Raw genomic sequence first — 1,986 nt, forward strand, 5'->3', positions numbered from 1 at the left:
CATCATTTGATGGCGCTCGCAGGCTGTTAACCCTCCTCAAATCAGAACCTTATCTACAAGGGTAAATGAACGCTACGCGCCCCTGCAGAGAAGAACCATGTTTGAGGAATGGACAGCCAAGCGGCTCCATAAAAGTGATACTCAAACAAAAAGGAAACTCCCTATGGCACAACGAAATTCAACCCCAACTCTCTCTACATTAAATTCAGCGACCAACGTTTCGTCGTTGGCACGCGAAAGCTCACCAAAAAATGATATCTCTTTGTGCGAAGGGCAAACCGGTTTCATTCAACTCATTGATTGCAATTCTAAGCAGGTTCTAGCACAGCGGGAGGGATTAAATGATGAAGCGTCTTTTGAGTACCTAAAAACGAACGTCTGGAACATGAGTAAAGATGTGGTTATGCAGTTTGTGGTGCAAACCGATCATGTTCATCCGAATAAGTTTTTCGGTGCGGTACTTAAACATTCACTGGTTAGGGTCTACCACAATCAACTTACTAACAATGAGCCTGTGGGTGTGAATCCATTTTGGGAAGGAACTGCAGATTCGGTGGATGAAAACGAGACCATTATCAATAGTGAACAATGGGATGCTTTTGATTCAGACGGTCATTGGATCGGTACTTCGGAATGTTAAGTGGAGGAATTTTACATGACACAGTTATTTGGTAACACCACAAACACGCCGCTCCGTCAGCAACTTAAAATGATGCGTCAGTCAGAAGGTGCGGTGAATACACCTACCTTATCATCTCGACGCTTAGCAATGACGCAGCGTTTGAATCATTTGAAAATGTTCAGTCGTGGTCAAAGCCCTGAACAATTAGGTGATGTGGACGACTTGAAAGGGTTGAACGTTCGTGAAGCTATTAAGGTTCAAGGTAAGGAATCTGAATCATTCCTTACCTTGAACTATTGTGGCTTAACTCATGTCAAAATAAATGTGTGACTGACCTAACTCCTACACTACAATTTAAAGTCGAGTGTTAATTGAACACTTTCACACTGTTTTCGCTATTTCAGATACACTCATCCTACGAAAAACCTAAATTGACCTGATTTGGGATTGAATCAGAGCATGATGGACCAGCTCTGACAGCCCCTCTCCAGCCCTAAAGCGAAGAAACGTTAAACGGTGCCCACAAAGAATGCACTCAAACGGGTCAACCTTCACATACCCTTTCAGCATGGCGGCGTAACCGGGCATTTCTGGTGAGTCTTTAGGGGCGATACCTAAGGCATCGTAGACCTTAGGGTGCATCTCACCACGACGTCGGTTCGATAGAAAACCAAAGTATCGAATCATTTTGAAGTGCTTATCTGGTATATGCTCAATCATGCGCTCTATCAGTGCTTCTGGACTCAAAATGAGGGATTCAGTCCGACCATTCCTATGATTAAGATAATCAAACGTCACTAAGCCTCCCTGGAAATCATGTCGTAACCTAGACGCTGATATGGGCGGCCGCTTTAGGTATCGACCGAGGTAAGTCATGGTGGGGGTCACATTGGCCGTTTTCTTTGCAAAATGCAGCTTTCATCGACGGGCAATATTGGCTGGTTAAAAATCGTGACCAATCTTGCTCATTGCGAATGAAAGGGCAGCCCTCTCCACTCAAATCTAACTCTGAGTAATGGGAGCCGAGAAGTTGAGTGATGGCGGCACGCCAACACTTTTCAGTGGTCTTCGCTTTAAAGAAAATGGGCTTCCATAGGCCTGTCCTCTTACATAAGCCTCCACGTGTGGCAGACAAATGGATGTGCACATTCCAATTCAGCTTTCTACCGTAGGTGTGAAGTGCACAGAACACCCCGATATCAATATCCAGTTGCTTTGCCCATCCTAAGAAGATTTTGGCTGCGCAACTAAAGAGATGATTGAGAAGAAATCGATTATCTCGAAAGATGGGCCACAGTGTATGTGGAAGCGTCAACGTAACGTGTTGATACTCACACTCAGGAAAGACATGTTGTTGCTTTCGT

General features: G+C 44.6%; 2 protein-coding genes and 1 pseudogene. 2 read left to right on the forward strand and 1 reads right to left on the reverse strand.

Going from position 1 to position 1,986, the window contains the following annotated elements; genetic code table 11:
• The first annotated feature begins 163 nt into the window (after positions 1-163).
• Both AB6E51_RS24305 and AB6E51_RS24310 read left to right on the forward strand, forming a co-directional pair.
• A complete protein-coding gene (locus AB6E51_RS24305) occupies positions 164-640 on the forward strand; it encodes a hypothetical protein (protein ID WP_102332443.1) in 477 nt (158 codons plus the stop codon).
• Between the two features lie 15 nt (positions 641-655).
• Positions 656-952: a hypothetical protein gene (locus AB6E51_RS24310; RefSeq protein WP_102332442.1), complete on the forward strand. Its 297-nt coding sequence runs from the start codon at positions 656-658 to the stop codon at positions 950-952.
• Positions 953-1,048: 96 nt separating this feature from the next.
• On the opposite strand, the pseudogene AB6E51_RS24315 reads toward AB6E51_RS24310, so the two are convergent.
• Positions 1,049-1,986 (reverse strand): annotated as a pseudogene (locus AB6E51_RS24315) (IS91 family transposase); the annotation flags it as partial.

Source organism: Vibrio sp. 10N.247.311.47 (assembly GCF_041467535.1).
GTDB classification, from domain to species: Bacteria; Pseudomonadota; Gammaproteobacteria; order Enterobacterales; family Vibrionaceae; genus Vibrio; species Vibrio crassostreae_C.

Bases quoted from the DNA above. Each gene is read 5' to 3' on its own strand.
- AB6E51_RS24305 (WP_102332443.1), top strand. From the start codon at position 164: ATGGCACAACGAAATTCAACCCCAACTCTCTCTACATTAAATTCAGCG.
- AB6E51_RS24310 (WP_102332442.1), top strand. From the start codon at position 656: ATGACACAGTTATTTGGTAACACCACAAACACGCCGCTCCGTCAGCAA.